Genomic DNA, 24,069 nt, shown 5'->3' on the forward strand with positions numbered 1-24,069 from the left:
ATTTAAGGATTAGTTGAACAAAGGGATGGTTACTATCAAGAAATTTTTAAAGGGCTTGGGCCTGGTTATTGCTAGTGTGTTCGTTATCGGCGGCTGTGTACAGCTTTACCTGCTGCGCGGGACACCTGGCCGGCCCCTGCGTGAAGCTGATTTGCGGGCAGACACCGAATATTCAACAACGCCCACCTTATTGATCCCCGGTTGGGGCGGTAGCACAGTTACGTATGACAAAATGATCAACTACTATCAGAGTCACCACCTGGCGCAGAAGGTGTTGACCATCTGGGTTTCACCCTGGGGAAGCATCCGCGTGTCCGGACACCTCTCGAAGACCCAAAAGAACCCGCTGATTCAAGTTCTCTACGACTGGAACTATAATCAAACATTTCATCTACAGGTCAAGCAGCTCACTGCTGTCCTGACTTACCTGCAAAGCCATTACGATCTTCACCAGGTCAATGTCATCGCGCACTCCTATGGTGGAACTGAATTTATGCACGCCTATTTGAATTCACCGACACTGCAAAGCAAGTTAAAACTGCACAAGCTAATTTTCTTAGGTGTACCAGTTGAGGAAAGCCTCTCGGCCCGGTTAGATTATCACTACCATCTAATCCACCACTCACACGACCAAAACTTTCTTCGTCTCCGCCAGCAAATGCGGACTTGGCAGCCTGATTACCCCATAATGATTTATAATATCATGGGGACCAAGCCGGGGAGTACCCGCACAGATGGGGCGGTGCCGTTGATCCAGGCTGAAATGCTGCGTTCATTGGTCAAGGGCCACCCAACGATTAGCTACCAGCAAAAAATTTACCCGAACACCACCCACAGCCAGCTGCATGCTCGCAAAACAATTTTTCGCTACGTCGCACACCAACTCTGGGGAAAGGATGATTCCGAGTGAAGAAGGAACACGGTCAGGTAACCGGCCTGATCTGGCGGGGCGCCGCCGATTTGACAACTTACCAAAAGCTGCGGGACTACGCGGCCGCTCATGAGCTGTCGGTCGCTACGGCAGCTAAGCAAATTATCAAACAGACGTTAGACGCCATAGAGCGTTAAGCACCCATTTTGAAAGGAAGAGTTATTTTTTATGAATAAGAGCAAGACCGTTTATTTCTGTGCTGGTTGGTTCACCGACAAGCAAAACCGGGCCTACCAAGAGGCTATGAAGGCAATCGAAGCTAACCCGACAGTCGATGTTGAAAATTCCTATGTTCCTCTCCAACACCAGTACAAGGGCCTCCGGGTAGACGAACACCCAGAACTGCTGGAAGACCGGGAGTGGGCAACTGCAACCTACAATGGCGACCGGGTCGGGGTCTCAACTTCGGACATGGTTTTAGCAGTCTACATTCCTGAGGAAGAAGACGTCGGAATGGGGATCGAACTAGGGATGGCAAATGCCCTGGGCAAGTACATCACGGTGGTTATCCCTGACGAGGACTTTGGCAAGCCGATCAACCTGATGACCTGGGGAATCGCGGACAACTTTATTAAGATGTCAGACCTTGCCAAGTTTAACTTCAACCAGCCTAGCTATAACTTCTACGAAGGTAGCGTATATTAATGTGAAGAGGATTATGGTGACCAGCTCGCCATAATCCTTTTTATATTACATTGATAATCAAAAAATTGACAGTTCTGTTTGAAACGCTTACAATATTAAAAAGACTAATATAGCGATAGATAACGAAGGGAGGAAGCTCAACTAGGAAGTTTAGCTGGGTGCTTTATTATGAATAATCAACCACGAGTATGTATTTTTTCTTCATGCTTAGTTGATCTGCTCTTTCCAAACGTCGGCAAGTCAATGGTCGAGGTGCTCGAACGCCTGGGCTGTCAGACCTTTCTGCCGGACAAGCAAGTTTGCTGCGGGCAGCCAACTTATAACAGCGGTTATGCTAAGGAATCGCTGAAGACGTTTAAAAACGAAATTGATGCTCTGCTGAGTCTGGACGCGGATTACATCGTTGGTCCTACCGGCTCTTGTGTGTTCATGATTAAGGAATACAAGGACATTTTAAAGGATGATCCGGTGTACGGGCCACGGGCGGCCGCGGTTGCCGATAAGATTTATGAATTTAGCCAATTCATTTATCGGGTGCTTGGGGTCGTCGACTGTGGGGCCGAGCTGGACGCTACCATTACGGTTCACCGGTCCTGCCACATGACCCGGCTACTCGGTGAACGAACGGCGCCGTTTGTCCTCCTGGACCATGTTAAGGGGATTAAGCGGATTCCGTTGCATAATGTTCAGCTGTGCTGCGGCTTTGGTGGTACATTCTCTGCCAAGGAGCCTGAGCTCTCCACGGCGATGGTTGCCGACAAGGCCAAGAACATTATGGATACCAAGGCAGATATCCTGGTGGGGATGGAAACTTCGTGTCTAATGAATATTGCGGGCTATATGAACCGAAACGGCCAACACATTAAGGTCATGCACATTGCGGAAGTACTCAACCACGATGTCGACCCAAGCAGGATTAAATATTTGAAGGATACTGATGAAGCGGTCGTTCCAGCCAACGGGGAAGGGGTGTTTTAAATGGGAATCGCAACGAGTAACCAACCCTTCAAGCAACGGGTAAAAGAAGCAGAATCAGACCAGTTTATGCGCACCGCAATCGCCAAAGCCCAGGACGCCCAGTTTGTTAAGCGTACTGCGTCCCGGCGAGAACTCGGGCACTGGAACGAGTGGCGGGACTTAGCAGAACAGATCCGGCAGCACGTTCTCAAATACCTGCCAGACTACCTGGAAGAATTCGCTGGTAATGTTGAGCAGCAGGGAGGCCACGTCTTCTTTGCCCAGACGGAAGATGAAGCTCACCAGTTCATTAAGGAACTGGCAATTGCAAAAAAGGCGAAGAACATCGTTAAATCTAAGTCAATGGTCACGACCGAAATTGACCTGGACAAGATCCTGCTGTCGATTCCTGGTGTCAACCTGCTGGAAAGTGACCTAGCCGAGTTCATCCTCCAGGAAGACAACTGGGACGAGCCAGCTCACATTGTTTTCCCGACTCTCGGCAAGAACCGTGACCAGATTCAAAAGGAGTTCCAGAAACTGGGCTACGATGGCGACAATGATCCCCAGCACGAGGCCCGCTTCGTCCGTGGCTACCTGCGGAAGTACTTCATGAACGCTGACTTTGGCATTACCGGCTGCAACTTCGCCATTGCTGACAACGGGATGATTAACCTAGACACCAACGAAGGAAACGCCGACTTGACGATGGCTATTCCCAAGACCCAAGTAGTTGTAATGGGAATGGAACGGATCGTGCCATCGATGAAGGAAGCGGAAGTACTGGACAACATGCTCGCGCGGAGTGCGGTCGGGCAAAAGCTAACGACCTACTGTACCTTTACCGGAAAGCAAAAGGCGGGCGAAGTTGATGGTCCAGAAGACTTCTGGGTCGTAATCGTTGATGACGGGCGTTCTAAGGCCCTGGGAACTGAGTTTGAGCCTATCCTCCAGTGTATTCGCTGTGGTGCCTGCATGAACGTCTGCCCGGTTTACCGGCAGATCGGTGGTAAGGCCTACGGTTCGATTTATCCTGGACCATTAGGTGAGGTACTGTCACCAATTCTGGGCGGTTACGAGCAGTTTCAAGAGTTGCCATACGCTTGTTCTCTCTGCGCGGCCTGCACCGAAACCTGTCCGGTCAAGATTCCACTCCAACATTTGATTCGAGAACACCGGATCGTTGAGATGGACGATAAGCACATGGACCACTCGATGACCAACCTGATTCTAAAGATGGTCGGCGTCGGGACCGGTTCACCATTTCTCTTTGATTCAGCACTAGCTATGGCCCATCCGGGGACAAAGCTCTTTACTGATGGCGGGCCAAATTCAGTTGAGCCAATGTACGATGGCGGGAAGATCGACTACGTACCAAAGGCAGCGCCAAAGCTGATCCATGGTTGGATCGATACCCGTGACGTTCCACGTCCGCCCAAGGCCAAGAATAACTTCCGCCACTGGTATAAGCACCACCAGCCGGTAGAACCCGCACCAATTGTCAAAAAGGAAGGAGGACAGGCAGATGAGTAGTCTCTTAGAACAAGCTAATAGCAAGGAGAACCGCGAGCAGTTTCTTAACCGCCTGCAAAAGGCCAGTGGCCGGAAACGCCACCAATTGGCCGATTATCCGTTCAAGCCGCTGAATGACCTGCCAGACCAGCTCTTAGCTGACAAAAGCCCCGAAGAGCTTTACACAGAGGCAGTTAAAAATAGCGAATCGGTTAACGCGACGGTTGTCGAAAAACCGGCCGCGGAGGTCGCAGACTACCTCCGTCAGCTAGCGGCAAAGAAGGACATTCAAAACTTGCTTCTGCCAGGAGTTGACCAGGCAGTTTGGGATAATTATGGACTAGGGGACTGGTACCAGCATTCGGGCGTGGCAACGGTCAACACTTGGTCCCCGCAAGCCGACCGCATGACTAACGAGGAGTATGCCAACCAGGCTGATTTGGCGGTTGGGATGGCTGACTACCTGATTGCCTCCACGGGGACAGTTACCGTGGTTAATAGTCCGGCGCAGGGGCGGGGCTTCAATTTCCTGCCTACCCGGTTCTTAGCAATCGTTCCTAAAAGCGGCCTGGTACGGTCTACTAGAGAAGCAGTGGAAAAGTATCAGGACCGGTTCACTGACGGCCTAGCCACCTCCGCAATTACCTTTATTTCTGGTCCTTCCAATTCTGGTGATATCGAGATGGAGCTGGTCGTCGGGGTTCACGGACCAATTGAATGCACCTACCTCGTCGTCGCCGACCGTTAAGATTAAAAGCTATCAAGTGCGAACAAGCCTTGATAGCTTTTCTAGTCTGGCGGTGCTATATTTAATAACAGGCTGGTTGTGAAGAGCAAGTACGGGACAACTGCTCAATCGTCAAGAATTGCTGACCTCCACCAACCGGTCGGCAGGATTCATCATGGAGGGAGTGCTGTGTTTCTTTTCTGCTCGGAAATTAGCCGAGTTCCCGTACTGACACAGCGGAGATAAATGATATTAACCAATCACCACTCTGAAAATGAAGTCAATGAAATGTTCTCCCGGGTAGCAGGAAAATATGATCTGCTTAATAACGTTATCAGCCTGGGAACGCAAAAGAGCTGGCGGGCAAAGCTGTTTGACCAGTTAACACTTAAAGCCGGTATGGACTGTCTCGACCTTTGCTGCGGGACGGGGGACCTGACAATTGCCCTTGCCCGGCAGGTGGGGCCGAGTGGCCGAACAATCGGCCTAGATTTTAACCAGGACATGCTCGCACATGCAGAAGCAAAGGTTCGCAAAGCCGGGCTGGGTAAAGATATTGAACTCATCCAGGCCGATGCAATGGCGCTCCCGTTTTCTGCTGGGGCATTCGACGTGGTTACCATCGGCTTTGGCCTGCGCAACGTTCCAGATGCCAATCAAGTGCTCGCCGAGGCTTATCGTGTCCTTGAGCCAGGCGGGCAATTTGCCTGTTTGGAAATGTCGCAGCCGATTAACCCAGTGGTAAAAGCTGGTTGGCGAGCCTATTTCCATGTTTTTCCTCACCTCGCACAACTCTTTGGCGGAAAGGCCGCGGATTACCAGTACTTGCAAACCACAGCCCAGCAGTTTGTTTCGGCCGACCAGCTGTTACAGATGATGCAGGCAAGTGGTTTCCACAGCTGCCACTACACCAAACTCAACTGGGGAGCGGGGGCCCTGCATATTGGCAAGAAATAGTGAGAAAGGCTCTAAAATCCTTGAAGAAGTTCAGGGACTTTAGAGCCTTTATTATTGGTCACAAAGAAAAGAGCGCTTCGATTGCTCTAAGCAGGCCAGCATGGTTGTTATCGGCAATGGTCACGGCAGCGGCGGCGCTTTGCAAATCTGGGGTGGCGTTTCTCATAGCAAGGCCGAGCCCGACCGCTGAGACCATTTCCACATCGTTTGAGGTGTCACCAACGGCAACGACCTGGTCCATGCTGCCACCAGTGTACTGGACAAACTTGCGCAGCCCCCGGGCCTTATTCACGCCGTGGGGAAGAATATCAATGCCATAGGTACCACTATACGTAGCATTGACTTCTGGGAAGGTCCAGTTAATCGTGCGGGCAATCTGCTGGATCTGATCCAAGGGCAGCTGACGCTGATACCAGTTAACATTGACGTTGTAAACCGGCTCCCTTATCTCGACCAGCCGCTTAAAATAGGCATGATGAGGATAGTAGGGGACCGGTACTGACGCGAATTTCTGGGGAATCATTGTCTGACTAGCGGCAGATAGGGAGAGGAGGTCTGGCTGGGGGAGACAATGGATGTAGTCTAACAGCTTAGCAAGCGTCTCTGGCCGATGGGCAACTCCACGAATCTCGTGCTCGGCAACCACGACCCGACCGCCGTTTTCTGCCACGAAGTTATTGACCAGCTTACCGAACTGCGTCTGTAAGGCATCAAGGCTATTTCCACTTGCAATTAAGAAGGTGACGTTTTGCCGACGGAGGGCGCAAATATCTTTGGCAAGGCGCACTTGGTCGTAGCGGTCATGATCGTCAAGCAGGGTCCCGTCAATATCCACAGCAACGTAACGATAGTGCATCAGCATCCCTCCTTAAAGATGAACAGGACTGGTCCAAATGAGCAGCACCGGCAACCCTATGCTGTCATTATAGCGAGTGTAACAAAGAACGCCAAAATGGCGGTCCACAATACAACGTGAATCAAGGCTCCCAGGCCCGCCGCGTTGGCACTCTTTGGCTCGCTGGTGCGCCAGACAATGTAAAGAACCAGTCCAGCAACCGGAACGAAGAAACCGAGGACGCTCCACCAATAGGACCCCTCCTTACCATCAGTGGTGGTAGCGGCAGGCGTCGAACTTGCGGGGGTGAATGCGGGAAGCGCAACACCACAATGCGGGCAAATTACCGCGTTAATATCAATCTTGGCACCACAGTTTTGGCAGAACTTGAATTGTCTAGCATCGTTTTGCGACGCCATAGTACTTTGATTATCCATTACAGTCAATACTCCTTGAGCGAAATTTTCAGCGTTGAAATTGCACGCTGATTATTGCTAATAATTATAACAGACGATAAGCCGCCATCCTATAGCGGAGCGGGGAGAGCTTAAATTTATGGTACATAACATTACACGGTCACAGCGTCCGCAGATTATTGATACAATTTTCTTCAAAACTACTTAAAATATACTTTTAGTAAGGTCTCGTTTCTTTGCAGCTCAATTAATACGTTTAAGTTCTTCTAATTATAATTGAGCTTTCCATTACAAAATTGCATATAATAAAAGAGGTGGGACAGAACTACGTCTCCTACCTCCGTCGACGCGCGGTTAGCTTATAGGGGCAAATACTGATTTATCAGCATTTGAACTGCCATCCGGCTACTGCGCTGTTGCATTTTCATTTTTAAAATGGTAAAGAGAGATTGAGTTAATTACCATATGCTGACTTTAATTGGGCCTCAACATTAGGATCATTTTGAGTGGCTGGATTATTAGCGGCCCATTCTCCTGCTTCACCTTCACCGTTGTCACCAACTAAAATACTATTTCCATAAAAATTTTCTCTATGAAAACTATGACCAGCGATTACTGTTTTACCATCAGCGCTATTGCTACTGTTTGTTTGTGATTGTTGTGCTGTAGCTTGTTGTGGCTGCTGGCTTTGCTGTTGGACTTGCGATGACGATTCTTCACTACTTTTCTTATGATGCTTTACTACTTTACTAGAAGAATGAGTGGAACTGCTTGTAGCCTTCTTATTAGAATTGTTATTCCCGCATGCTGCCAGTGACAGGCCCATTAATGCAGTAAAACATAATAAGCTAATTTTCTTCATTGTGATTCCCCCAAGAAATTTATTTCAGCTTTTAGTGTCTTCAGTGTTTGGACAAGTCATAACCACTCACTTGTCGAATGGCTATGGCCTACAACAAAGCACTCAGAGTACTAATTTAATAGCGGTTTAGTATTTTATAATGCGCTTCAAAACCCATAAAAAATGCGCTCCCCGGGACTCGAACCCGGATCATGAGGACCGAAATCTCATGTGCTATCCGGTTACACTAAGAGCGCTTCACATAATTAATTATAACCCTTTTAGGCAAAATTAGCAGGGTGAAGATAGCAACCAGAATAATCATTAAAACGACCACTTAATCCTAAAAAATGCTAAACTAGTAGTGTAGCTAAAGGAGGCTTTAGTATAATTATGAATATTGAAACGATCAAAGAAGAAACGAAGCAGGGACTTAACGAACTACTAGCAGAGGCTAATCTTAATCAGGGAGATATCCTGGTTGTCGGCCTTAGTACAAGTGAAGTCCAGGGCAAAATGATTGGTAAATTCCCCAGCATTGAAATTAGCCGGGCAATCATTAAAACAATTCTCGACATCATCAAACCGCTTGGAATCCACCTGGCAGTGCAGGGATGTCAGCACCTTAACCGGGCACTGGTAGTTGAACGCTCAGTCGCTAAGGAACGGGGACTGGAAATCGTGATGGTTTATCCCCAAATCCACGCTGGTGGGGCGGGACAAATTGCAGCATTTGAAAGCATGAATGATCCAGTTGAAGTTGAACATATCCAAGCGGAAGCCGGAATGGACATTGGAGATACTTCAATCGGCATGCATGTCAAATTTGTTCAGGTCCCGGTCAGAACCTCAGTTACCGAAATTGGCAATGCCCATACTACCTATCTCAGATCCCGGCCGAAATACATTGGTGGTCCCCGGGCGAAGTACCGCTGGGATCCCTTCAACGAACACGGCAATAATTAACGGATAGGAGTTCGCATGAATATTTTCATCATCAGCGCAGCGCTTGCTCTGCTACTACTAATAATCCAGTTCATTCGTCAGGTTCGCCGCACTAAAAAAGGCAATACCGAAATCAGTAGGGGAGCGATCTTCTTCAATTGGCTACTGTTGCTTGTTTTCCTGGTCGGCGTTGGAGGCACGGTCTACACCGGTGTAAGCACTCACCGGCAGGCCGCCAAACCCGCCAAACCGGTTAAAGCAGCGTCTAGTTCAACATCGTCACAGGCTGAGCAAGCTATCAAATTAGACTTTACTTCAGACGTAACGATGGAAGATAACGGCCAGGTCAACATCAAAATCACTGTATCCCGTGGTACCACGGTCACAGTTAAGGGCCGCAACACGGGACATATCTACCAGAGCTTCACAGTCGCTCGAGGACGTGGAACCACCACGAAAGTCATTAGCTTAGACTCCGCCGGGCCTTACCAGGTGGTTGCGAAGCGAAACGGCAAGCAGGTTGCTAAAGACCTAACCGTTCGCCAGGCAAGGGCAACGGCGATTAGTTCTGCACCGACGGCAGTGAGCCAATCTAGCGTCAGTCGAGCTGCCTCTGTTAACAACGCCAATACCACCGGAACCAGTAGCGTCAGACAGGGTGGTGCTAGTCCAGCTGTTGCAACAAGCAGCCCGGTAACCACAAACACAAGTAGCCAAGAAAATAATCAATAGCAAAAGAAAAAGACATCGGCGGAAAGAACCGATGCCTTTTTTGTGAGATAGGGAGGTCTCACACTAAGTAACACTCAAATGGTTTCTAGGAAAGAGTATTATTTAGATTCTGGGGGAGTTAAGTAGCAAATCCATAAACTACCTAACACCATTTATTATATGATTATTAAAAATAATATCAAGTCTAAACATGCCAAATAATCAAAATATTCTAAAAACGTTGTAAATAGCGTCTAAAAGCTAATAGATTGATAAGTGATCCGGCCAATAATAGTAATTCGTTTTGCTGCGGATTAGGGTTGGGAGGGCCAAAAACACGGGGCTGAGATGAACTGGCCTCTAGCAAAAATTCAGTCTACTTTGTCCAAACAACCAATCTTTCACATTAATAATTCAACTTAAAATTCTGAACCAAGTTTCTGACTACCATCTCCATCTTTTCTACTGGCGAAATCACCTAAACTAATTTAAACTGGTAAGTGTATTCTAGTACGGATACGTTAACTATTGAATAGGGAGGATGAACACAATGGTAGGCACCATTGTTAACTTTATAGCGGTGCTAGTCGGGACCGTTGCCGGTTGTGTGATTAAGGGCGGCATTAAAGAAAAATATCAGGAGGTTCTCTTTGCCGCCATGGGCTTAGCTGCACTCGGGATTGGCCTGGAAAACACAATTCTGAACATGCCGCGAAGCAACTATCCCGTGCTGTTTATTGTTAGCCTGGCTGTTGGTGCCGTTCTTGGGACCTGGTGGCAGATCGATGAACATTATAACCACCTTATCGAACGCTGTGGCGGTCATTCCCAGCTTGCCAAGGGGATTGCCACCGCATTGCTCCTGTACTGCATCGGCGCCTTGTCAATTGTTGGTCCGGTAATGGCGGCAGTGAAGGGCGACCAGACAATGCTTTACACTAATGCCATGCTCGACTTTGTAACCGCAATTATTTTTGGTGCCAGTTTCGGCTGGGGAATGCTGGTTTGCGCACCGGTGCTCTTCTGCTGGCAGGGTGGGCTTTACCTGATTGCCAAGTTTTTATCAGCCGACTTCTTCAGCAACGAGCTCATTACCGAGATTTCAATCGTCGGTGGTTTCTTAATCGCAACCACCGGGATTACTCTGCTAAAATTGCGAAACATCAAAACGCTGAACTTTTTGCCAGCGCTATTGATTCCCATTTTGTTCTTCCTCGCTAAGGGATTGATTTAATTTAGGTAAGGGGGATTTACCGTTATGGATTTTACCAAAGTCGTCAATAAACGGCACTCGGTCCGGCAGTTTACCGACCAGGCCGTCGAGACAGATCTAATCAAAGAAATCGTCACCGTCGCCCAGCGGACACCTTCCTGGGTCAACTCGCAGCCCTGGCAAGTCTACTGTGCGCGGGGAACCGTCCTGCAACGGATTAAGAAAGCCTACCGCGAAGCTGACCAAACCGGACAGGCAAGTCAGCCTGACCTCCCGGTGATGAGCAGGGAAGAGTGGGCACCACGTACCCAGGCTAATATGAAACAGTGGCGGCATGATATCGTCCACCACTTTCCCAGTTTTGACGAGGCCCATACCGCAATGAGCACGGCAAGCAACAACCTATATGATTCGCCGGTGATTCTCTTTATAACAGTTCCCCAAGCATCCCCGGACTGGTCGATTTTTGACGCCGGGGCCTTTGCCCAAACCCTCATGCTGGCCGCTACCAACCGGGGACTGGGTTCAATTCCCACCTACAACAGTGCCCGCTTCCCCAAAATTCTCCGTCGCTTTCTAGGAATTCCCGATACCGAACGGGTGCTCGTAGGTATTTCTCTCGGTTATCCCGCAGATCAGCCGCTCAACCATTACCATTCGCAACGAGTACCGTTAAGCAACGTACTGCATTTTAACTAACTCTATTCAAGAGAGCGTGAGGAACCCAGCAGAATTAGCTTGCCAGCCGATTCTGCTGGGTTTTCTCTTATCTTTAACGGGGCTCTGCCGATTTCGGACGTCCAGTTTGCTTTCTTTGATTTATTCTTCCTTCACCCTTCAGCAAAGAGTATCATTAATGGCAAGGACTAAGGAGGAATCATTGTGATGAAAAAAGAAGCGCAAGTCGCAACTCTGGCGAAGCTAATTTCAATTAATAGCGTCAACGGTAACGAAGCACAGGTAGCTGACTTCATCGAGTCGCTATTTCAGCCTTACGGCAAGCGGGTCCAAATCGATCGGGTTCCCTTTGCGCCCGGCCGGGATAACCTGGTCGTAACCATCGGGGAAGGCGACCGGACGCTTGGTTTCTGTGGTCACGAAGACGTTGTTGCCACCGACAACCCCGACCAATGGACCAGCGATCCCTTTGTCGCCACCATCAGGAACGGACGCTTGTACGGGCGGGGGGCCAGCGACATGAAGAGCGGTCTCGCTGCAATGCTTGTCATGATGCTCGAGATGCTCGCTACTGATACCATCCCCGGCCGGATTCGGCTCTTCGCTACCGTTGGTGAAGAAACAGGGGAGTACGGAGCAGCCCAGCTCACCAAGGCTGGCTACGCCGATGACTTAGCCGGCCTTATTATCGGTGAGCCGACGAATGGCCTGAGTGAGGTTGGCTACACGGCCAAGGGAGTAATCGATTACAGCGTCACCGCAATTGGCAAGCAGGCCCACAGCTCCCAGCCAGAGAACGGCATCAACGCCGTCGATCAGTTGGTTGATTTTGCTAGTCAAGTTCGGCCATTGATGGCGTCCTTCAACCAGGTCAACCCCATCCTCGGCAAACTCACTCATGTGCAAAGTGTTTTTCAGGGGGGACAGCAAGTCAATAGTGTCCCGGCCAAGGCGGTTATCAAGGGGAATATCCGGACGATTCCCGAATACCCCAACCAGGTTATCTTTGACGCCTTAAACCAGCTGGTTGACCGGTTGAACCAGCAACCGCAGCACCAGCTCAAACTCCAGTTTTCCTACCCCGAAGAGGCCATGCCCGGTAGCAAGGACTCCGCCCTGGTCAAACTGATTAGCAAGGTCCATGAAAAACTATTGGCGAGCCCGGTCCGGCCGACAGGACAAACCAGCGCCAGCGATGGCTCCGAATTCTTGCATGCCAAGGGGAACTTCGACATTGCCCTGATTGGTCCGGGCAATGATAGCAAACACCAAACCGACGAATACGTGGATTTGACAGCCTTTTATCAAGCCAGCCGTTTCTACCAGCAATTAGCGCAGGACTTTTTTGCCTAGTTATTTTTACATTTGCAAATAGATACTTGAACATATGTAAAATTATGTTATGATAATGGTGTACTCAAATTAAGGAGCTGAACAACATGGAACTAAATAAGTACATTGATCACACCCTATTAAGCCCAGACGCAACTGAGGCGCAAGTTGACACCGTTATCAAGCAGGCCATTGATAACCACTTTCACACCGTCATGATTAACCCTTACTGGGTTGCTAAAACGCACCAGGCATTGGCGGGGACTGATGTTGTCACGGCAACCGTGATTGGCTTCCCCCTTGGCGCAACGACAACAGCGGCCAAAGTCTTTGAAACTAAGCAGGCCATCGCTGACGGGGTGGACGAAGTTGATATGGTAATGAATATCGGTGAGATGAAGGCTGGGCATTACACTCAGGTTGCCGATGATATCCAAGCGCTAGTCAAGGTCGGTCACGACGCTGGGAAAGTGGTCAAGGTGATCATTGAGACCGCTCTGCTTACCGATGACGAAATTACAAAGGCTTCTCAAATCGTGGCCGAAGCGGGAGCCGACTTTGTCAAGACCTCTACCGGCTTCTCCACCCGTGGCGCTTCTGTCCACGATGTTGAGTTAATGAGCGCAGCGGTTGCGGGAACCACCACCCAAGTTAAGGCCTCTGGTGGCATCCACTCCGCGGAAGAAGCAGAGGCGATGGTCAACGCCGGAGCGACCCGGCTCGGTGTTAGCCACAGTATGAAGGTTATCGGTAAGGAATAAGCAACTCCTTTCTTAACTTTTCCAATCTATAACGGGAGTGGGGCGACGAACTAGGCAAGCTCGTTTTGTCCCACTCCTTTAGATTCCTCTTCTTTGCTATAATAACTACAATAACCAATCCAGGGGAGCAAAATTAATGGATACCAAAAAGCAAATTAAACAAGCAGTTGAAATCAGCAAGCTGTACTACCTTGACGGGGCCACGCAGTCCCAAATTGCAAAACAGCTCAACCTGTCCCGCCCAACCATTTCGCGTGCTTTACAGTACGCCCGCGATACTAACATCGTCAAAATCCAGGTCACTGATCCTCTGCAAGACATCGCTGGTCTCCGTCAGCAGCTGATGAATAAGTTTAAGCTCAAAAACGTGCTGATTGCTACTCCAGCGGGGGAGGGGCAGGCAGCACTATTAGCTGCCCTAGGCAAGGCAACTGCGGACTATCTCCCCCAAGTCGTGACTGACAACGACGTCCTCGGAATTAGCTGGGGACAAACCCTCGACGCAGTGGCTAAACACCTTAGTATTAGTGAACGACAGGGGGTTCAAATTACCTACCTCAAGGGAACAGTCGCTAACTCGACCCATAACAATTATGTGGTTGAGGTTACCAAACGCTTCAACGAGTGTTTCCATACCCAAGCCCAAATTTTGCCGCTACCAGTCATCTTCGCCAACCAAAAGGTCAAAGAAATGGTCACCCAGGATCGTTTTATTGACAACGTCATCGCCACGATGATGAAAACCACGGTTGCAATCTTCACTGTCGGTACCACGGCCCCTGACGCAACCCTCTTTGAACTTGGCTACCTTAGCCCAGCCGAGGTGCAAAGTCTCCAGCAAACGGCAGTGGGGGATATTATCTCTCAGTTTGTTAACCAGCAGGGACAAATTGTCAACCAGGAGCTAACCGCCCGGACAATGGCTTTCCCAATCGACCGGCTGAGGGGTCTCCATGATTCCATCCTGGTCGCCGGGGGCGCCAAAAAGCTCCCCGCAATTCGGGCGGCCCTGGCAGGAAATTATGCTAACACCCTGGTTACTGACGTTGATGTCGCCCAGCAGCTGCTGGCGGAAGATTGAAATTTCTAGCCCTAGAATGCTTTAAAAGGGCCGCCAAGCCGGAAATCCGAACTTGACGGCCTTTTTTCATACCGCATTTGACATCACAGTTGATGCCTACTTAGCCAACGGTTCCTGCCGCACCGGGTAGTCACGACAGGTAAGTTCGAGCGAAAATGCCCGCCGACCTGGTTCCTCACCGTCAATTTGGCCGTACTGAGCCGGACGGACACGGTAGCTGAGCTGACTATCGCGAAAGACGTGGGCGGACGATGAGCTCGTGATCCGGCCGGAAGCAAAGGCCAGCATTGCCCCCAGCAGGGGAAGCCAGCCCCGTTTTTCTACTACTACCAGCTCCAACTGCCGCACGTCGATGCGCTGGTCCGGCGCCACACAGATTCCACCACCGATGTACGGGTGGTTGCTGGCGATGGCTAGGAATGCCCGTGGAAAAACCTTTTCCTTGCCCTGGCACGCTACCCGTAGTTCAAATGCCGGCTGAGTGAAGAGAACATGAACCGCCTTAAAAATATAAGAAAAGGTCCCGAGATGGTGGTGGTTCAACCACTCCTTGGCGCGCGAATGGTTCGTGGCATGGACGATGGCGGCGTCAAAACCAATGCCAAAGTTATTAAGGAAGATTCCCGCTTCCCCTGCGTTTAGGTCCCGATAACACCCCACGTTAATAGGGTGGGGTTGCCGATTATTTAAAATTTGCTGCAGGGCGACGAGGGGCTTCGTAGAAATCCGGTAACCGCGGGCAAAGTCGTTCCCGGTTCCGGCTGGGATATATGCAATCGGGCAAGACGGAGCTTCCGTCATTAGCAGGCCGCTAAACGCTTCATGGAGAGTCCCATCCCCGCCAATTACAACCAAGCAGTCGATAGCAGGGCGGTGCTGACCACACTGGGCCGCCAATTCGCGTGGGTGTCCCGGGTACTTGCTGAAAACGTACCGGTAGTCAATCTGCCGGCTTGCTAAGTAGTGATGAATTTTCTGCCAGACTGCCATCCCCTTACCACTGCCAGAATGAGGGTTAATCAAAAATAGGTACCGCACTTATTCATTACTCCGTTCCGTAAAAATCAATACTCCCATTATACCGCAAAATGAACGACTCCTTAATTGACAATGTCCGGCTTGCTCATAAATAGACAATAGTTATTAGTTGTAAGCGGTGCCATTTGTTTATATAATAACGGTAGTTTTTTACAGGAGGGGTGTCAATTTTGAATCATCATCGCAGAAAATGGAGTACGCTAGCTGCTGCGATTCTACTGGCAGGAAATCTCAGCATCGCGGTACCGGCATTCGCCGATCAGCTTCCCGCTAGCAATCAGCCAACTAGCAGCCAGACTGCCCAGGCGACTGCCAGGCAAAGCGGGCAGCAGGGGAACGCCGACCAGTCGCAAACCACTAATCCAGCTGAAACGGGACGGTTCGCCAACCAATCCGCCGGAGCACTCGCCCAGCAGGTTCGGGATGGCAAAATCAATGACCAGGACCTGATCAACGATACCTACCGTCAGATCGACCAGCAGAACCACCAGCTAAATAACGTCATCTACACAAATCCGGCCGATGCTAACCAGCAATTGCAAGACCTGCAAAAGGCGGGGCAAAAAGAGCAGCCTTTCTATGGGGTTCCGCTCCTCATCAAGGGAATTGGTCAGCCATACAAGGGCTATCCCAACACAAATGGCTTGCCTTACGAGCAGGGTGTCCAGTCACACTATACTAAAAATTTCGTCCAACGCTTAAAGGACCTCGGCTTTATTATTCTCGGACAGACTAACTATCCCGAACTAGGGTTGATCAACATCACTAACTCCAACCTCTATGGCCCCGCGCATAACCCGTGGAGTCTGGACCGCAATCCCGGCGGGTCCTCTGGTGGGGCAGCCGCAAGCGTTGCCGCGGGCATTGTTCCCATTGCGACCGGGAACGACGCCGGGGGCTCACTACGGATTCCTGCTTCCTGGTCGGGGGTAATCGGCCTCAAGCCAACCCAGGGGTTGATCATTGGCGATTCAACAACGCCATCCGTGGTCAACTTTGCGGAGACACGGGACATTAACGACACAGTGACCCTCTTAAAGGGCCTCTTAAATCCCCAACAGGCTGGAACATTAAAGTCCCTTCCCCAAGACTTACGCTCACTCAGGATTGCCTATTCCTTAGTTTCGCCAGTAGGCACCCCGGTTAGTCAGGACGCCCGGGCAGCGGTTCTCAATGCTGTCCAATTTCTGCGCACCCAGGGGTTCAATGTGGTCGAGCAGGACAGCCCCGTCGACGGCGTTAAGCTAATGCAGAATTACTACCTGGGAGCCCTTAGTGATGGCTCCGTCGCCAACTTTCTTTTCCAGCAAAAGTACCACCGCAACCTGACTGCCGAAGACGTCAAGGCGGGGCTAGTCAGCCCAATGACTTACGCGCTCTACGAAGCCAGCCGCAAAGCTCCCAAAAACGTGCGCCAGCAATACCAGGACGGTCTGGCTACGGTTCACCAGCAGATGGCTGCCTTTCATCAGCAGTACCCTATCTACTTAACTCCAACAACCGCTACGGCCGCCCCGCTGAACAGTGATCCAGCCTTCATGCCAGCAGACGTAGCTAAGCTGCTACAGATTAAGGACCTAAACTTCAAGGACCAAATGAATTTGATTTATGCGGCCTGGCTTCACGGTCTGAGCAAAACTCCCTTTACTCAGCTTGCCAATGTAGCAGGGGAGCCGGCGCTCAGTTTGCCAACCTACGTTAGTGCGGCGGGGTTGCCGCTCGGGATCCAGCTGGAGGGTGCCCCCGGCAGCGACCTGGTTCTCTTAGCGCTTGGAAAACTATTTGAGGACCACCAGCAGTTCCACTTTCTCAATGACTACCGGGCGCAAGTCCTACCGCCAAAGCAAGCCGCCAACCCGCAGGCAACAGCTCCGACCAAAGAAGCAGGGGCAACAGGCGGACAGCTGGCGAATAACCGCATGGTTGCGGGCAGCCGGCTAGCAAGCACAGGTAGTCACAAAACCAGGGAAGTTAGCGCTTTGCAACCAGGGCTCCCCCAAACCGGCAACCAGCAGTCAACCATCCTGGTTGTCCTGGGAATCGGCAGCTTGTTGACCCTATTGGCCGTTGATACTGAAACCCGCCACAAACAACGTTAATCTTTTGATCACCCCGTGCCCTCGGCAGCACGGGGCTTTTTTTCAACTAGTCGAAAAACTCCGGGGACAAATGTCCTCAAATATAGGGACTTAATGAACAAAAAACACAAATTTCGTGTATATTAAGGACAGGTGACATAGTCAATCGTAAGCGCTACCAATTATAATAATTACATAGAGTGAGGGTGATACTCTTGGATATTAAAGAAGTGTATACAGCAATCAACTCTGACCAACGCGTTCGCCAGCTAGTTAAAACGGCGCCGCTTAACATCATTGAGCGAATGCAGGTCAAGCATTTTGACAGCAAGCAATTTATCCTGCACCAGGGAGAGCAGTACCAGTCTACTTATCTACTGGTCAAGGGGCGGGTCAAGGTTTTCCTTAATTCGCCTAGTGGGAAGCAAGTCGTGTTGGATGTCTATGACGCGGGGATGTTTTTAGGCGAGCAGGAAGCGATTATCAACCGGCCATACAGTGCCTCAATTATTAACATTTCGCCAATTACGGTTCTCGCAATTCGCAATGCCGATTTCGTCGAATGGTCGCAAAGGGACCACCGCTTCGCCGACCAGCTGATTAGCAATCTTTCAGCGCAAATCTACCACTTGACCAAACGAATGGAACGCTACAGTATGCACTCCGCTTTGCAGCAAATCGGTCTCTTCCTTCTCAACTGTGCCGATGAACACATCCCGATTACCCGGGAACGAATCACCTATGAAGTGGATACTTCTTACCGGAATATCAACCGGGTGCTCAAGCGACTGGCCGACCTTGACGTTATTAGGATCGACCACGCCACCATCAAAATCACCGATTATCAAACCCTACGCAAAATCGTGGAAACGGAGGATTAGCTACCATGACAGAAGAACAACAACCACACACCCAGCTTACTACTGAAATCGGAACCGATAGTGCCATAATCGTTGGTGATCCCGCCCGGGTAGATACGGCAACCCAGCTATTGGATGACGTCCAGGGATGGGCTTTTAACCGGGAATACAAGTCCATCCTCGGGACATACAAAAACAAGCGCATTCTCGTGATGTCAACGGGAATTGGCGCCCCGTCTGCTGGGATCGGGGTTGAGGAGCTCCATAATGTCAACGTCAAGAAGGTCATCCGGGTTGGTTCGGCTGGAGCCATGCAGAGCGGTATTGGTCTGGGAGAACTGATTATCGGTGAGGGGGTCGTTCGCGATGACGGGCTCACTCAAAAATACGTCCCAGGAATTTACCCGGCAGTACCGGCATTCCGCTTAATGGCCCTGGCACATAAGTACGCCCCCCAGGCAGTCTACGGGATTATCCGTTCCCATGATGGTTTCTACATGGACGATAATGCTAAAAACGAGGCTTTCTGGTCAGATAAGGGAATCGTCGGCGCCGATATGGAATCCGGGGCCTTGATGACCATTGGCCGGCAGCGGGGGATGAAGACCCTGTCGATTCTAAACAACGTCGTCCTGTATGAGGGCGACCTGGCCGCCGGGGTCAACGACCTGGTCAACGGGGATGACCTGATGGCCAATGGGGAAGTCGCATCACTCAAGTTAGCGTTAGATATTTTAAGCGATCAGAGTCTGGAGGAGGAATAAACAATGACTAATACAAGTAACCACAGCTGGCTGTTTACCCAGCTATTCAGCAAATGGAAGAAGTTTGAAGTAATTTACGTCACGATTCTGCTATTACTGCAAGTTGGGGTCTACCTCATCGCCCCAGATAGCTGGATCGGAATGCTCTCCGGAGTCTTTGGTACCCTGGCCCTGGTTTACGGGATGAAGGGGCGGAAGGTCACCTTTATCTTCGGTTTTATCCAGTGTATTGCCATGACCTACGTTGCCTGGCAGAGTCACACCTGGGGAACTTTCGTGATGGACATCTTCTACGTCATTTCACAACCGATCGGCTGGTTTATGTGGGGACATGACGACGCTACCAAGCGGTTTAGCCCAAAGGTCCGGCGGTGGGTCTTCGCTGGGGTCGTAGTGGCTTACTTCATTGGCTGGTACTTCATCGGCTTGTTCAACGGTCAGCTGCCATACTTTGACTCCTTCAACCTGGTGGTTAGTTTCATTGCCCAGCTGCTCTACATCCTAAAGTACCAGGAAAACTGGTCCCTGTGGATTTGGGTCAACACTGCCAACATCATCTACTGGATTATCCTCGCGGTTCGTTTCCAAATGGGGGTTCACATTGGAACCTTCGGCGGCGACCTGTCACAAATTGCACTGCAAGCAGCCTTGCTGTTCAACTCCGTTTACGCTACCAAGGTCTGGGCAAGCGGTGAAGCGGATAACGAAGGGGGAACCACGAAGTAATGGATTATCAAAAATATAAACGGGTCTTGGGCATTGTCTTGGACTCTGTTGGCACCGGAGCCGCGGCGGACGCAGCTCAGTACGGTGACCTGGGAGCCGACACTCTCGGCCACGTCGGCGTGGCCTACCATGGCCAGCTACACTTGCCAAACCTCGCCCGGCTCGGTATCAGCAACCTCCGTGACCAGCCGATTTTGGGAATCGCACCAGCAAAGGCGCCCCTTGGTTACCAGGGGAAGATGGCCGAGATTTCCGCTGGCAAGGACAGTATGGACGGTCACTGGGAAATGATGGGCTTGCCGGTCAAACAGCCATTAGCAACTTTTCCGCAGGGTTTCCCAGCCGAGATTATCCGGAAGCTGGAAGAGTTTTCCGGCCGGCAGGTGATTGTTAACCGGCCTTACTCGGGGACGGACGTCATCCATGATTATGGCGAACAGCAGATGGATACCGGTGCACTGATTGTTTACACTTCCGGTGATTCGGTAATGCAGATTGCCGCCCACGAAGATGTCATTCCACTGGCTGAGCTATACCGGATTTGCCAGTATGCCCGTACCCTGTTGAACGGACCGGATAACATTGTTGGCCGGGTGATTGCCCGACCGTACATTGGCCCAGATAAGGACCACTTTACTCGCACTGCCAACCGGCGGGACTTTAGCCTCGAGCCGACTGGTGAAACAGCTATTGACAAGCTCCACCAAGCTGGCTGGGATACGATTGCAATCGGCAAAACGAACGATATTTTCTCGGGGCGGGGCTTCGGACAGGCTTTTCATAACGAGAACAACATGGACGGGATGGATCACGTCGACGAGGTAATGGGGCAGGACTTTACTGGCTTTTGCTTCACCAACCTGGTTGACTTTGACGCCATGTACGGCCACCGGCGAGATCCAATCGGTTTTGGTCAGGCCCTGATGGACTTTGACCAGCGACTGGGAACCGTGCTGGACCAGCTGCATGATGACGACCTGCTCGTGATCACCGCCGACCACGGCAACGACCCTGGCTTTACGGGAACGGATCACACACGGGAAAACGTCCCGTTACTCGTATACTCACCATCGATGCAAGGCCACGGGACACTTGGTACCCGGGCGACTTTTGCAGACTTTGGCGCCACGGTGCTGGAAAACTTCAACTTGCCGGCAGGACGGTATGGGAGCAGCTTCCTAAGCCAATTACAATAACGAACAGCCACCAACTCGCAGTGCGGGGGGGTGGCTGTTTTAGAGTTGGTGAAGGGCAACATAACCATGAGGGTGCGACCAGCTAAAGTAATGAAAGCTGCCCGTCACTGAAAGATTCGTCCATTTACTGAAAAGTGCACCTTTAATGTCCATAACGGTGTACAATAAGCCTGCTTGGGAACACTAGGGAGGTTTTGTTACTAAAGCACTTATTGTTTGGGAGAGAATAAACTCGGCACCAATTGTTAAAAGGACAACGGTGCCGAGTTTTTTTACTTATCTTTATTAACGGTAACATTCTGTTCCTGGTCGACATTGTAGCGGGCCAAGAGAATTTGCTGGTACTTATCTTCAATGACGCTGTTCAGGTCCTCGCCACTTTTGAGCTCCGGCTGGTCCTTCCTGATTTTCGCTAGCACGTCATCCGCAAAGGCAAATTCCGGTTGAACTTTCTGCTCGCCGTTTAGGACGGCCAGCGTTTCATCATAATCAAGGCTTTTCAGTTCCCAGCTAGAACGGTCAGCATCCGGCTGGTCTAACGTCCCGGGTTCCTGCTCATTACTCTGATAGTTTTCTTCTGCCATTTTCCTCTCCTCCATGTTAGTGCAAAACTTATTATAGCATGGTCAATGAGTAATTGCCGCGGTGTGCTGGCAATTTACACTAATTACGCATTGACAGTTTTTAACATATCAGGGTATAATTACCGCAGTTAGTGAAAAAACAAACATATGAAGGAGAATCGATTATGGCAAACAAAGTAGCATTAGTCACCGGTGCCGGTCAAGGAATTGGTGAAGCAATCGCCAAGCGGTTGGCTAAGGACGGCTTTTCAGTAGTGCTGGTTGCCCGGCACATGGACAAACTGCAGGAAGTCGCCGACGAAATTAAGAAGAACGGTGGGGAAGCCTTCCCAGTAACCGCTGATGTTTCCAAGCGTGAAGAAGTCTTCGCAGCAGTGCAAAAGGCTGTCGACCAGTACGGGGACTTCAATGTAATTGTTAACAACGCTGGGGTTGCCCCAACGACGCCGATTGATACCGTTACTAAGGACGACTTAGATTACGTTTACACAATCAACGTTTACGGGACCATCTGGGGAATCCAGGCCGCTCACGAGATGTTCAAGAAGCTCGGTCACCCAGGCAAGATTATCAACGCCACTTCCCAAGCCGGGGTGGTTGGTAACCCGAACCTGACTGTCTACTCCAGCTCTAAGTTTGCCATTCGGGGAATCACCCAGGTTGTTGCTCGTGAACTGGCTGAAGAAGGGACGACCGTGAACGCCTTTGCTCCGGGAATCGTTAAGACGCCAATGATGTACGACATTGCCCACAAGGTTGGTCAAAACGCCGGCAAGAGTGATGAATGGGGTATGCAGACCTTTGCTAAGGACATCGCCCTGAAGCGGCTCTCCGAACCAGAGGACGTTGCCAATGCCGTTGCCTTCCTGGCTGGTCCAGATTCCGATTACATCACCGGTCAAACTCTTGAAGTCGACGGTGGAATGCAGTTCCACTAGAATAATCATTCTAAAGTCCAGTGAGTTCTTGCTCAGCTGGGCTTTTTTCATGCCAAAAGCACCGACCGATGTAATTAACACGGCTAATGGAGACCGCCATCCGCAAAATCGTACCAGCTGGCTTAGATTACGCCGTTGATTCGGACCGCTAATCACAGACTTGCTGCATTCGTTGGGAACCGATGGGAAGCTATATTTAATCGGGATTGCCGGTAAACTGAACCTGACCGGGATGGACATCATGGGTGAATCCAAGCAGATTATCGGTCTGATTGAAGGTGACGCCATTCCCCAACTCTTCATCCCCAAACTCATCAAGTATTTTAAGAAAGGCAAGTTTCCTGTTGATAAACTGATGAAGTTCTACTCGTTCGATCAAGTCAACCAGGCCTTTGACGACTTCACCAGCGGCAAGGTCATCAAGCCGGTCATTACATTTAAATAAACTAGTAAAATCCCTGAACAGTGTTATTTTTGTCCAGGGATTTTATTTTTATTATGGATAATTAGCTAAACAGGGCAGACCTTAATTTAAAAATCAACCTGTCATTAAAATTATAGTTTTAGTGCGATTGATTTAAGAAAGCCCCCGGAAACAGCAATTTTGATCATTTTGATTGCCTTGCTGTTTAACCACAAATAACGTGTGTTAGCGTAACTTTTACAACTTCTTTGCCAGCAAAAAATCTGTTTGGCGATCCGTGCCCACCGTAAACGTGTGCTGGCCGACACGTTGAAAACCAAAATGTTGGTAAAAACCTTGGGCATTTAAATTATGTTCATAGACGCCAAGCCAGATTCGGTCACGATTTTGCTGCTGAGCGATTTCCAGCGCGTGCCGCATTAAGATGCCACCAATGTGCAGTTTTTGAAATTGCTGCCGGACGTAAATCCGCTGAATTTCCAATGCATTCTCAAATTGCTTTTCAGTCTGAGCTGCGTTCCAATTGACCTTTAAATATGCTGCTGGCTGGCCGTCAACCTTATAAAAGAATGTTTCTGAGTCCTGGTCCGTCAATTCACGTTTCAGCACCAACTGATTATAATTTTTATCTAAGAAAGCGTTTAAATCCTCTGCCGACTGTTCGTTAGCAAAGGTATCCGTAAACGTCTCCCGCATAATTGCTTCCAGCTGGGCTAAGTCCTGGGGACTGCTGGTAACTGCTCTAAAGTGGCCTTGAGCTTGTTTGGTCATAATTTCAGTCCTTTCTTTGCTTTAATTTTTCATTCTAATTCACTGCCAGTTGACTGTCAATTTAGCGAAAAAGCATCAACGCCCAGTATTCAACAAAGTAGCAAAGCAAATTCGCAACGGACCGGACATAATGCTAAAATAAGGATAT

Annotated in this window: 27 protein-coding genes and 1 tRNA gene; 21 read left to right on the plus strand and 7 right to left on the minus strand. The window is 50.1% G+C overall.

All coding sequences use genetic code 11. From position 1 onward, the window contains the following. Window positions 1-25: 25 nt before the first annotated feature. The 7 genes from FC49_RS00800 (at window position 26) to ubiE (ending at window position 5,729) form a co-directional block, all read left to right on the plus strand. Window positions 26-910 carry an alpha/beta hydrolase gene (locus tag FC49_RS00800; protein WP_056983785.1) on the plus strand — a complete coding sequence of 295 codons (885 nt, stop codon included), beginning with the start codon at window positions 26-28 and terminating at the stop codon, window positions 908-910. Further along, window positions 907-1,068, plus strand: coding sequence for a hypothetical protein (locus FC49_RS10025; protein ID WP_003713011.1), 162 nt, complete (start codon window positions 907-909; stop codon window positions 1,066-1,068). The genes FC49_RS00800 and FC49_RS10025 overlap by 4 nt, the downstream gene beginning before the upstream one ends. 31 nt (window positions 1,069-1,099) lie before the next feature. Next, window positions 1,100-1,576, plus strand: a complete 477-nt coding sequence (locus FC49_RS00805; protein ID WP_003713031.1) for a nucleoside 2-deoxyribosyltransferase — start codon at window positions 1,100-1,102, stop codon at window positions 1,574-1,576. Between the two features lie 168 nt (window positions 1,577-1,744). Continuing rightward, a complete protein-coding gene (locus FC49_RS00810) occupies window positions 1,745-2,554 on the plus strand; it encodes a (Fe-S)-binding protein (RefSeq protein WP_003713026.1) in 810 nt (269 codons plus the stop codon). Further along, window positions 2,555-4,066 carry a LutB/LldF family L-lactate oxidation iron-sulfur protein gene (locus FC49_RS00815; RefSeq protein ID WP_056983787.1) on the plus strand — a complete coding sequence of 504 codons (1,512 nt, stop codon included), beginning with the start codon at window positions 2,555-2,557 and terminating at the stop codon, window positions 4,064-4,066. It abuts the gene before it with no gap. After that, window positions 4,059-4,793, plus strand: coding sequence for a LutC/YkgG family protein (locus FC49_RS00820; protein WP_003713018.1), 735 nt, complete (start codon window positions 4,059-4,061; stop codon window positions 4,791-4,793). The genes FC49_RS00815 and FC49_RS00820 overlap by 8 nt, the downstream gene beginning before the upstream one ends. A gap of 225 nt (window positions 4,794-5,018) precedes the next feature. Then, on the plus strand, window positions 5,019-5,729 hold the full coding sequence (gene ubiE / locus FC49_RS00825; protein WP_056983789.1) for a bifunctional demethylmenaquinone methyltransferase/2-methoxy-6-polyprenyl-1,4-benzoquinol methylase UbiE: 711 nt from the start codon (window positions 5,019-5,021) through the stop codon (window positions 5,727-5,729). Window positions 5,730-5,787: 58 nt separating this feature from the next. Here ubiE and FC49_RS00830 read toward each other — a convergent pair whose 3' ends face one another. The 4 genes from FC49_RS00830 to FC49_RS00845 all read right to left on the minus strand — a co-directional run bounded on the left by FC49_RS00830 (window position 5,788) and on the right by FC49_RS00845 (window position 8,078). After that, window positions 5,788-6,585 carry an HAD-IIB family hydrolase gene (locus tag FC49_RS00830; protein WP_003713009.1) on the minus strand — a complete coding sequence of 266 codons (798 nt, stop codon included), beginning with the start codon at window positions 6,583-6,585 and terminating at the stop codon, window positions 5,788-5,790. 56 nt (window positions 6,586-6,641) lie between these two features. Beyond that, window positions 6,642-7,001, minus strand: a complete 360-nt coding sequence (locus FC49_RS00835; protein WP_003713040.1) for a zinc ribbon domain-containing protein — start codon at window positions 6,999-7,001, stop codon at window positions 6,642-6,644. 433 nt (window positions 7,002-7,434) lie between these two features. After that, window positions 7,435-7,842 carry a hypothetical protein gene (locus FC49_RS00840; RefSeq protein WP_003712999.1) on the minus strand — a complete coding sequence of 136 codons (408 nt, stop codon included), beginning with the start codon at window positions 7,840-7,842 and terminating at the stop codon, window positions 7,435-7,437. Between the two features lie 163 nt (window positions 7,843-8,005). Continuing rightward, window positions 8,006-8,078, minus strand: a tRNA-Arg gene (locus tag FC49_RS00845). A gap of 136 nt (window positions 8,079-8,214) precedes the next feature. On the opposite strand from FC49_RS00845, the gene FC49_RS00850 reads away from it, so the two are divergent. From FC49_RS00850 to FC49_RS00880, 7 genes are all read left to right on the plus strand, one after another. Further along, entirely contained in the window at window positions 8,215-8,787 is a 573-nt protein-coding gene (locus tag FC49_RS00850; RefSeq protein ID WP_003713001.1) for a TIGR01440 family protein, read from the plus strand. Between the two features lie 15 nt (window positions 8,788-8,802). Continuing rightward, window positions 8,803-9,498, plus strand: coding sequence for a hypothetical protein (locus FC49_RS00855; RefSeq protein WP_003713042.1), 696 nt, complete (start codon window positions 8,803-8,805; stop codon window positions 9,496-9,498). 529 nt (window positions 9,499-10,027) lie between these two features. Further along, a complete protein-coding gene (locus tag FC49_RS00860) occupies window positions 10,028-10,711 on the plus strand; it encodes a DUF554 domain-containing protein (RefSeq protein WP_056983791.1) in 684 nt (227 codons plus the stop codon). 24 nt (window positions 10,712-10,735) lie between these two features. Further along, window positions 10,736-11,389 carry a nitroreductase gene (locus FC49_RS00865; RefSeq protein ID WP_056983793.1) on the plus strand — a complete coding sequence of 218 codons (654 nt, stop codon included), beginning with the start codon at window positions 10,736-10,738 and terminating at the stop codon, window positions 11,387-11,389. Window positions 11,390-11,575: 186 nt separating this feature from the next. After that, window positions 11,576-12,721 carry an ArgE/DapE family deacylase gene (locus tag FC49_RS00870; protein ID WP_056983795.1) on the plus strand — a complete coding sequence of 382 codons (1,146 nt, stop codon included), beginning with the start codon at window positions 11,576-11,578 and terminating at the stop codon, window positions 12,719-12,721. An 86-nt stretch (window positions 12,722-12,807) separates the two neighbouring features. Beyond that, window positions 12,808-13,461, plus strand: a complete 654-nt coding sequence (gene deoC / locus FC49_RS00875) for a deoxyribose-phosphate aldolase (RefSeq protein ID WP_003713003.1) — start codon at window positions 12,808-12,810, stop codon at window positions 13,459-13,461. A gap of 136 nt (window positions 13,462-13,597) precedes the next feature. After that, complete coding sequence (locus tag FC49_RS00880) at window positions 13,598-14,542, plus strand: sugar-binding transcriptional regulator (RefSeq protein WP_056983798.1); 945 nt, start codon at window positions 13,598-13,600, stop codon at window positions 14,540-14,542. A 96-nt stretch (window positions 14,543-14,638) separates the two neighbouring features. Here FC49_RS00880 and FC49_RS00885 read toward each other — a convergent pair whose 3' ends face one another. Next, a complete protein-coding gene (locus FC49_RS00885; protein ID WP_056983800.1) occupies window positions 14,639-15,580 on the minus strand; it encodes a diacylglycerol/lipid kinase family protein in 942 nt (313 codons plus the stop codon). A 170-nt stretch (window positions 15,581-15,750) separates the two neighbouring features. Here FC49_RS00885 and FC49_RS00890 point away from each other — a divergent pair, with 170 nt between their 5' ends. The 5 genes from FC49_RS00890 to FC49_RS00910 all read left to right on the plus strand — a co-directional run bounded on the left by FC49_RS00890 (window position 15,751) and on the right by FC49_RS00910 (window position 21,204). Beyond that, window positions 15,751-17,679 carry an amidase family protein gene (locus tag FC49_RS00890; RefSeq protein ID WP_056983803.1) on the plus strand — a complete coding sequence of 643 codons (1,929 nt, stop codon included), beginning with the start codon at window positions 15,751-15,753 and terminating at the stop codon, window positions 17,677-17,679. Between the two features lie 185 nt (window positions 17,680-17,864). Next, on the plus strand, window positions 17,865-18,539 hold the full coding sequence (locus FC49_RS00895; RefSeq protein WP_235804856.1) for a Crp/Fnr family transcriptional regulator: 675 nt from the start codon (window positions 17,865-17,867) through the stop codon (window positions 18,537-18,539). A 5-nt stretch (window positions 18,540-18,544) separates the two neighbouring features. Continuing rightward, window positions 18,545-19,282 (plus strand): nucleoside phosphorylase, encoded by a 738-nt coding sequence (locus FC49_RS00900; RefSeq protein ID WP_056983807.1) that lies wholly within the window; start codon window positions 18,545-18,547, stop codon window positions 19,280-19,282. A 3-nt stretch (window positions 19,283-19,285) separates the two neighbouring features. Continuing rightward, complete coding sequence (gene pnuC / locus FC49_RS00905) at window positions 19,286-20,008, plus strand: nicotinamide riboside transporter PnuC (protein WP_056983809.1); 723 nt, start codon at window positions 19,286-19,288, stop codon at window positions 20,006-20,008. Continuing rightward, window positions 20,008-21,204 (plus strand): phosphopentomutase, encoded by a 1,197-nt coding sequence (locus tag FC49_RS00910; RefSeq protein ID WP_003711814.1) that lies wholly within the window; start codon window positions 20,008-20,010, stop codon window positions 21,202-21,204. The genes pnuC and FC49_RS00910 overlap by 1 nt, the downstream gene beginning before the upstream one ends. A 272-nt stretch (window positions 21,205-21,476) precedes the next feature. On the opposite strand, the gene FC49_RS00915 is transcribed toward FC49_RS00910, so the two are convergent. Continuing rightward, window positions 21,477-21,788 carry a hypothetical protein gene (locus tag FC49_RS00915; protein WP_003711816.1) on the minus strand — a complete coding sequence of 104 codons (312 nt, stop codon included), beginning with the start codon at window positions 21,786-21,788 and terminating at the stop codon, window positions 21,477-21,479. Between the two features lie 164 nt (window positions 21,789-21,952). Here FC49_RS00915 and FC49_RS00920 point away from each other — a divergent pair, with 164 nt between their 5' ends. After that, a complete protein-coding gene (locus FC49_RS00920; RefSeq protein ID WP_003714897.1) occupies window positions 21,953-22,726 on the plus strand; it encodes a (S)-acetoin forming diacetyl reductase in 774 nt (257 codons plus the stop codon). A gap of 160 nt (window positions 22,727-22,886) precedes the next feature. After that, window positions 22,887-23,171, plus strand: a complete 285-nt coding sequence (locus tag FC49_RS00925; RefSeq protein ID WP_003711913.1) for an MDR/zinc-dependent alcohol dehydrogenase-like family protein — start codon at window positions 22,887-22,889, stop codon at window positions 23,169-23,171. Window positions 23,172-23,387: 216 nt separating this feature from the next. Here FC49_RS00925 and FC49_RS00930 read toward each other — a convergent pair whose 3' ends face one another. Beyond that, window positions 23,388-23,921 (minus strand): GNAT family N-acetyltransferase, encoded by a 534-nt coding sequence (locus FC49_RS00930; RefSeq protein WP_003714892.1) that lies wholly within the window; start codon window positions 23,919-23,921, stop codon window positions 23,388-23,390. Between the last annotated feature and the right edge of the window lie 148 nt (window positions 23,922-24,069).

The organism is Limosilactobacillus oris DSM 4864, assembly GCF_001434465.1.
Taxonomy (GTDB): Bacteria; Bacillota; Bacilli; order Lactobacillales; family Lactobacillaceae; genus Limosilactobacillus; species Limosilactobacillus oris.